Source organism: Amycolatopsis vancoresmycina, assembly GCF_000716785.1.
Classification (GTDB): domain Bacteria; phylum Actinomycetota; class Actinomycetes; order Mycobacteriales; family Pseudonocardiaceae; genus Amycolatopsis; species Amycolatopsis vancoresmycina.
Genome location: NZ_JNYY01000044.1, coordinates 1 through 7,021 on the forward strand (window position 1 = coordinate 1; position 7,021 = coordinate 7,021).

8 protein-coding genes are annotated in these 7,021 nt (G+C 71.5%); 4 read left to right on the plus strand and 4 right to left on the minus strand.

Annotated features, from left to right (window positions below; all coding sequences use genetic code 11):
* Positions 1-136 precede the first annotated feature (136 nt).
* The 3 genes from qcrA to ctaE all read right to left on the minus strand — a co-directional run bounded on the left by qcrA (position 137) and on the right by ctaE (position 2,791).
* Positions 137-1,291 (minus strand): cytochrome bc1 complex Rieske iron-sulfur subunit, encoded by a 1,155-nt coding sequence (gene qcrA, locus OO60_RS44170; RefSeq protein WP_004561378.1) that lies wholly within the window; start codon positions 1,289-1,291, stop codon positions 137-139.
* Positions 1,288-2,106: a cytochrome bc1 complex diheme cytochrome c subunit gene (gene qcrC / locus OO60_RS44175; protein WP_004561376.1), complete on the minus strand. Its 819-nt coding sequence runs from the start codon at positions 2,104-2,106 to the stop codon at positions 1,288-1,290. Before qcrC ends, qcrA begins: the two co-directional genes overlap by 4 nt.
* Positions 2,107-2,167: 61 nt before the next feature.
* Entirely contained in the window at positions 2,168-2,791 is a 624-nt protein-coding gene (gene ctaE, locus OO60_RS44180) for an aa3-type cytochrome oxidase subunit III (protein WP_063749462.1), read from the minus strand.
* A gap of 95 nt (positions 2,792-2,886) precedes the next feature.
* Between ctaE and OO60_RS44185 the strand changes: the two genes are divergently transcribed.
* From OO60_RS44185 to trpD, 3 genes are read left to right on the plus strand one after another with little or no spacing between them, the layout of a single operon-like run.
* The gene (locus OO60_RS44185; protein WP_033263632.1) at positions 2,887-3,300 is read left to right on the plus strand and encodes a hypothetical protein; all 414 of its coding nucleotides are present in this window, start codon (positions 2,887-2,889) and stop codon (positions 3,298-3,300) included.
* Positions 3,301-3,360: 60 nt separating this feature from the next.
* On the plus strand, positions 3,361-3,771 hold the full coding sequence (locus OO60_RS44190) for a response regulator (protein WP_004561371.1): 411 nt from the start codon (positions 3,361-3,363) through the stop codon (positions 3,769-3,771).
* 5 nt (positions 3,772-3,776) lie between these two features.
* Positions 3,777-4,811: an anthranilate phosphoribosyltransferase gene (trpD, locus tag OO60_RS44195; RefSeq protein ID WP_033263633.1), complete on the plus strand. Its 1,035-nt coding sequence runs from the start codon at positions 3,777-3,779 to the stop codon at positions 4,809-4,811.
* A gap of 132 nt (positions 4,812-4,943) precedes the next feature.
* On the opposite strand, the gene OO60_RS44200 is transcribed toward trpD, so the two are convergent.
* Positions 4,944-5,864, minus strand: a complete 921-nt coding sequence (locus tag OO60_RS44200; protein WP_004561366.1) for a DMT family transporter — start codon at positions 5,862-5,864, stop codon at positions 4,944-4,946.
* 83 nt (positions 5,865-5,947) lie between these two features.
* Here OO60_RS44200 and OO60_RS44205 point away from each other — a divergent pair, with 83 nt between their 5' ends.
* Positions 5,948-6,907: a GlxA family transcriptional regulator gene (locus OO60_RS44205; RefSeq protein WP_004561364.1), complete on the plus strand. Its 960-nt coding sequence runs from the start codon at positions 5,948-5,950 to the stop codon at positions 6,905-6,907.
* Positions 6,908-7,021 lie beyond the last annotated feature (114 nt).

Here is a 7,021-nt window from a genome sequence, read left to right on the forward strand (position 1 = left end):
CAGTGGGTCGGGAACACCTTGTTCATCTGGTGCCGCAGGCCCTTGGCCAGCCGGTACCGCTGGTCGGCGTTGTTCGCGGCCTCGCCCAGCGCCTTCTCGACCGGGCTCGACCCCTTGGTCGGCGTGGTGAGTGAACTCATGACTTACGCTCCCAAAAGGCCGGACCGATGGCCTCGATGAAGTCGCCTCGCGCGTACAAGTATCCCTCTTCGTCCACCGTGATCGGTAACTGGGCCAGCGGCCGCGTCGCCGGGCCGAAGATCGGCTTGCCGTAGTGGAGGGCGTCGAACTGCGACTGGTGGCACGGGCACAGGATGCGGTTGGTCCGCTGCTCGTACAGGGAGGTCGGGCAGCCGACGTGGCTGCAGATCTTCGTGTACGCGTAGTAGTCGCCGAAGTTGAAGTCCTCCTGGCCGGCCCGCTTGACCACCTTCGCGGCGTCGGTCGGGCGCAGGCGGATCAGCATGACCGGGTTGTCGACGCGGGTCAGCGCCGCGGCCAGTGCCTCCGGGGTCTTTTCCGAGTCCTTGTGGTACGGGAACACCGTCTCCATCGCGCCGGCGTCCAGGTCCTCGGCCTTCACCAGGCTGACGTCCTTGGGATCCTCGATGGGCTTGCCGGTGTTGCGGCGCAGGTACACCTTCTCGCCCGGGTAGAGGGGCTGCCAGCCGGTGTGCCACAGCGAGTCGCGGGACTCGCTGTCCTTCCACGGGTTCTTGATGAAGGACGCGACCGGCAGCGCGGCGGCCGCGAGGCCCAGCGCGCCGGCCCCGGCGATCGCCGAGCGCTTGATCAGCGACCGGCGGGCGATGGTGCTGCGGTTCCCGGCGTCGGCCAGGTGCGCGAGGATCGTCGCGCGGTCGACCTCGGCCGACCCGGCACCGTCCGCGTCGGTCCGCTGCTGCACCGCGACCTCGGCGGGCACGAACTTCTTCGTGTAGAGGATCACGCCGATGCCCAGGCCGAGGATGGCCAGGCCGAGCGTGATGCCGAGCATCGGGGTGTAGAGGCTGTACCAGAAGTGGCCGTTCTCGTTGTCCGGCGCCTCGTACTTCCACGGCCACCAGATCAGCGAGACGACGAACCCGATCCCGGCCAGCGCGGACAGCCCGAACCAGAACGCGACCAGGCGCTCGGCCCGCTTCTCCGCCCGGGTGCCCTCCACGGGCCACGGGGTCGGGTACTCGACGATCTCGACGCCGTCGAGCGCCCCACCCAGCTTGACCAGCTGGTCGCGGTCCATCTCAGCCAGCTCCGCCTCCGTCGGCGGCTTCGGCCCCTCGGCACTCATGCCTTCGATCCAATCCACAACGTCACGCCGATCAGCGCGGCGATCCCGACGATAAAGGCGATCACGCCCTCCGAAGCGGGGCCGACCCCGCCGAGGCCGTTCCCACCCGGGTCATTGTTGCCGTCCGACACCGACTTCACGTAGGCGACGATGTCCTTCTTCTCCTGCGGCGACAGCTGCCGGTCGGAGAACTTCGGCATGTTCTGCGGGCCGGTCAGCATGGCCGTGTAGATCTGCTCTTCGCTGGCCGGGTCCAGGTTCGGCGCGTACTTGCCGGCGGACAGCGCGCCCCCGCGGCCGGTGAAGTTGTGGCACGACGCGCAGTTGAGGCGGAACAGCTCGCCACCGCGGGCCGGGTCGTTGCCGCGCAGGGCCTCGCCCTTCTCCGCGGGACGCTGGACGCCGCCGCCGTGCGCCTGGATGTAGGCGCCGACCGCGTCGATCTCGGCCTCGGTCAGCTTCGGCGGCTTGCGCTCGGCCTGCGCCTCCTGGCGCGCGGCGGGCATGCGGCCCGAAGAGGTCTGGAAGTACACCGCGGCGTCGCCGATGCCGATCAGGCTCGGCCCGCGGTCCTGCACGCCCTCGAGGTTGGCGCCGTGGCACGCGATGCAGGTGTTGTTGTAGACCTGCTCGCCGAGGCGCAGCTGCGCCGGCGTGCCCTGGGCCTGCGCGGTCTGCGGCTCCGGGGCGAACACGGCGTACAGGGCGCCGGCGCCCACCAGCGCGATGCCGAGCGCGAGCAGGCCGGCGAACCGCCTCCGCAGCTTCGACCGCGCGCGGTAGCGGCGCTCCGAGGATTTCGTGCTGGTGGTCATCTTGCGGCAACCCTTGCTGTCAGTTCAGGCCGATGGTGATGGTGGTGGCGGCTGGGCGGACCTACGGAAGGAGGTAGATCACACCGAACAGGCCGACCCACACGATGTCGACGAAGTGCCAGTAGTAGGACACGACGATCGCCGACGTGGCCTGGGCGGGCGTGAACTTGCTCAGTTTCGTGCGGATGAGCAGGTACACGAAGGCGACGAGCCCGCCGATGACGTGCAGGCCGTGGAAGCCGGTCGCGAGGTAGAAGACCGTGCCGAACGGGCCGGACGGGATCGTCATCCCCTCTTCGACCAGGTTGTGGTACTCGTTGGCCTGGCCGCCGACGAAGATCGCGCCCATGATCAACGTGATGATGTACCAGCGGCGCAGCCCGTAGACGTCGCCGCGCTCGGCGGCGAACACGCCGAACTGGCAGGTCAGCGAGGACAGCACGAGGATCACCGTGAACGGGATCGCGTACGCCACGTTGAGGTGGAACTCCTCGCCGTGTAGCGGCGGCGGCCACTGGCCGGACGAGTTCTGCGCCTTGACGGTGAAGAACATCGCGAACAGTCCGGCGAAGAACATCAGCTCGCTGGAAAGCCACACGATGGTGCCGACACTGACCATGTTCGGCCGGTTCAGCGAGTGGACCCGCTGACTGATGGTGGGAGCTGCCGTTGTCACGCGTCGCATTATGTCCTCTCGCACCACCGCTCCGCCGGGTGGGTCCACGGCGGGTCGTCTGCGTAACCGATCACACCGGATGCCCGGGAAGGTGAGAGCTACTCATGGGTTTACTCGACCGCCTGCTTGACCTGGTCAAGAAGCGGGAAACGGCCGGTCTGAGCCCCGACGCGGCCGGGCTGAAGATCGTCGCCGAGGCCTTCGACCCGGTCGTCGCGGACTCCGCCGTGCTCGCCGCTTCACCCGACTGGGTCAGCACGGCACCGGCCGTCCTGCGGCACCACCTGCTGCTGCCGCCGGACCGGCTCGCCGAGGCGGCGCCGATCCTCGCCCAGGACGGCTACGAGCTGCGGGAACAGGGGATTTCGGACGGCTTCGCGCGGGTGCTCGCGGTCCGCGTCCAGGTGGTCGACGCGCTGCACTGCGCCCAGGAACGGTCCCGGATGGCCGGTCTCGCACAACGATTGGGCGGCGACGCGCTCGGCTGGGACGCGCAACAGCCGGAGCCGACCGCGTGATGTCGGTCTCGGCCGATACGATCGAGCCGGAAGCGTGACGGCGAGACGGAGGCGTGCTCAATGGGCGAGCAGTCGATGCGGGTCCTGGTGTTCAGCCACAAGGCGGAGGTGCGGGAGGCGATCGTGAACGCGGTCGGCCGGCGGCCCGCCGCCGACCTGGCGCGCGTGGACTACGTCGAGGCGGCCGGCATCGCCGACGTGCTGTCCGAGGTGGACGCGGGCACCGTCGACCTGGCCATCCTGGACGGTGAGGCGCAGCCCACCGGCGGCATCGGCCTGTGCCGGCAGCTGAAGAGTGAAATCACCGACTGTCCCCCGATCGTGGTGGCCGTGCGCCGCCGGGACGACCGCTGGCTGGCCACCTGGTCGCAGGCGGACGCCGTGCTGGTGCACCCGCTCGACCCGCTGACCGCCGCGGAGACCGTCGCCGACGTGCTGCGCGCGCGACGGGTCCCCGTCGTGAACGGCTGAGCCCGGTGACCACCCCGGTCCCCCGCACCTGGCCACCCCTGCTCAAACAGCTGATCGCGGGCGCCGATCTGTCCGCGGAGGACACGGCGTGGGCGATGGACCAGATCATGAGCGGCGCCGCCAGCCCGGCCCGGATCGCCGGGTTCGCGGTGGCGCTGCGGGCCAAGGGCGAGACGCCCGAGGAGATCGCCGGGATGGCGGCCACGATGCTGGCGCACGCCCGGCGGGTCGAGCTGGACCGGCCGGCCGTCGACATCGTCGGCACCGGCGGCGACGGCTCCAACTCGGTCAACATCTCGACGATGGCGACGATCGTCACGGCGGCGGCGGGCGCGCCGGTGGCCAAGCACGGCAACCGCAGCGCGTCGTCGAAGTCCGGCGCGGCGGACGTGCTGGAGACCCTCGGCGTGCGGATCAGCCTGCCGCCGGAGGACGTCCAGCGCAGCCTCGCCGAGGTCGGCGTCGGGTTCTTCCTGGCGTCGGCGTTCCACCCGGCGCTGCGGCACGCCGGCCCGGTGCGCAGCGAGCTCGGCATCCCGACGACGTTCAACCTGCTCGGCCCGCTGACCAACCCGGCCCAGCCGGGCGCGGCGCTGATCGGCTGCGCGTACGCCGACAAGACGCGGGTGCTGGCGGAGACGTTCGCCCGCCGCGGCACCCGCGCCCTGGTGGTCCGGGGCGACGACGGCCTCGACGAGATCACCACGACCACGACGTCGACGGTCTGGGTGGTCTCGGACGGCGAGGTCACCGAGCGCAGCTTCGACCCGGCGTCCGTGGGCATCCCGCGGGCGACGGCGGACGACCTGCGCGGCGGCGACGCGGCGGCGAACGCGGAGGTGGTCCGCGAGCTGGTCGGCGGCAAGCCGGGCCCGGTCCGCGACGCGGTCCTGGTCAACGCGGCGGCCGCGCTGGCGGCGTTCACGGGCTTCTCGGAGTCCCTGGAGGACGACCTCCGGGCCGGGCTGACCCGGGCCGCGGAGGCCATCGACTCGGGCGCCGCGGCCGCGCTGCTGGACCGCTGGATCGCCTTCAGCTGAACCCGCACCCGCGTGTTCGAAGCCGGAACTCGCGTGACTGAAGCCGTAACTCGCGTGTTCGGGGCCGGAACTCGCGAGTTCCGGCCCCGAACACACGAGTTACGTCCCTGATCACGCCGGTGACGGCTTCCGTCACGTGAGTTGCGGGTCCGCGCACGGCCGGCGGGCCGGTTCCGGGTCGGGTTCCGGGGCCGGGCGGCGGCGTTGCGGGGCCAGCGCGGAGGCCAGGACCGCGAGCATGCCCAGTGCCTCCGGCCAGGTCGGGCGGTGGCCGTAGAACGCGATGTCGACCAGGACCGCGACCACCGGGTACAGGTACGACAGCAGGGCCACCGTCGTGGTCGGCAGCTTGCCGATGCTCGCGTACATCAGCACGTACATCAGGGCCGTGTGGACCGTCCCCAGCAGCACCAGCCACAGCAGGCCCGACGTCGTCGACGGCAGCGGCGTCACCAGCAGCAGCGGCGCCAGCACGACGGCGCCCACCGTCGTCTGCACCGCGGCCAGCAGGTGCGGACGGATGTGCTTCAGCTGCTTCGCCACGAAGGACGCTCCGGCGTAGAGCACGGCCGCGCCGAGGGCCAGCGCGATGCCGGCCAGCTGCACCGGTTTGCCGTCTTCGCCGTGCGCGGACAGGGAGATCAACGCCACCCCGCCGAACGCGATCCCGGCCCGGACCAGGTGGCTCTTGGCCACCTTCTCGCCGAGGAACGCCGCCGCCAGGCCGACCAGGATCAGCGGCTGGGTGTGGTAGACGACTGTGCTGACCGAGATCGACGACAGCGCGTACGACGCGAACAGCAGCACCCAGTTGCCGACCAGGAACAGCCCGCCCAGCACGGCCAGGCCCAGGTCGCGGCGGGACGGCCGCCAGGACAGCAGCCAGCCCCGCGAGAGGCACCACAGCACGAGCAGCGCGCCGCCCACGAAGCAGCGGGCGAACGCCACGGCGGGGGCGGCCGCGCCGCTCTCGAGGACGACGGCGCCGATCGTGCCGGACATCGCCATCGCGGCGGACCACTGGAGCAGCGGGCGGGTTTCGGAGTTCGTCATGCCGACCAGGTTCGTCGCGATCGGCGTCGCCAACCAGTGTCAGAGATGACAACGGCCGCAAAACTTGTGACAGACTGGCTGCCATGGACGTCAACCGGGTCGCCGTGGTGCTCGCCGACCGCGTTTCCCCGTTCGAGCTGGGTGTCGCGTGCGAGGTGTTCGGGACCGACCGCAGCGCCGACGGCATCGAAGGCTGGGACTTCGCCGTCTGCTCCCCCGCCGGGTCCGCGGTGGAGAGCTGGTCCGGGTTCGGGCTGTCCGGCCTGCGCGACCTGGACTTCGCGGCGTCGGCGGATCTGCTGATCGTGCCGACGTGCGCGCCGCGCACCGCGCCGCCGCCCGCACCGGTGCTGGACGTCCTGCGTGACGCGGCCGGGCGCGGAGCCTGGGTTGCGGGGTTCTGCGCGGGGGTGTTCACCCTCGGCTACGCGGGCCTGCTCGACGGCCGCCGCTGCACGGTCCACTGGGTGTACGAGGCGGAGTTCCGCGCGCGCTTCCCGGCGGCCGAGGTCGACACGCAGGCGCTCTACGCCGACGACGGCGGCGTCCTGACCAGCGCGGGCACGGTCGCCGCGGTCGACCTGTGCCTGCACCTGGTCCGCCGGCTGCGCGGGGTCGCGGCGGCCACGACGCTGGCCCGGCGGATGGTGGCGGCCCCGCACCGCGCGGGCGGGCAGGCGCAGTTCGTGCAGGCACCGGTCCCGGCCACGGCGGCGGGCGACGACGCCGTGGTGGCGGAGGCCCTCGAGTGGGTGGAGCGGCGCCTGGACCAGCCGTTCACGGTGGCGGAACTGGCCCGCCGCAGCGGCTTGGGCGAGCGGACGTTCCTGCGCCGCTTCTCCGCGGCGACGGGCACCACGCCGCACCGCTGGCTGACCGAGCGGCGCCTGGACCGCGCCCAGGCGCTCCTGGAGGCGGGCGGGCTGTCGGTGGAGGACATCGCGACGGCGTGCGGCTACGCCTCGGCGGCCGCCCTGCGGCACCAGTTCAGCAAGCTGCGCGGCACGAGCCCCTCGTCCTACCGGACAGCGTTCCGCGGCTGAGCCCCCTGCCGCACCGGTCGTGAGTGAGAAACAGTGTTAGAGCCTGTTCTTGAACTTAGGTGCGTTGGGTGAGGCGGCGGCTGGTGATGCGGATGATGCTCCAGCGGACCATGG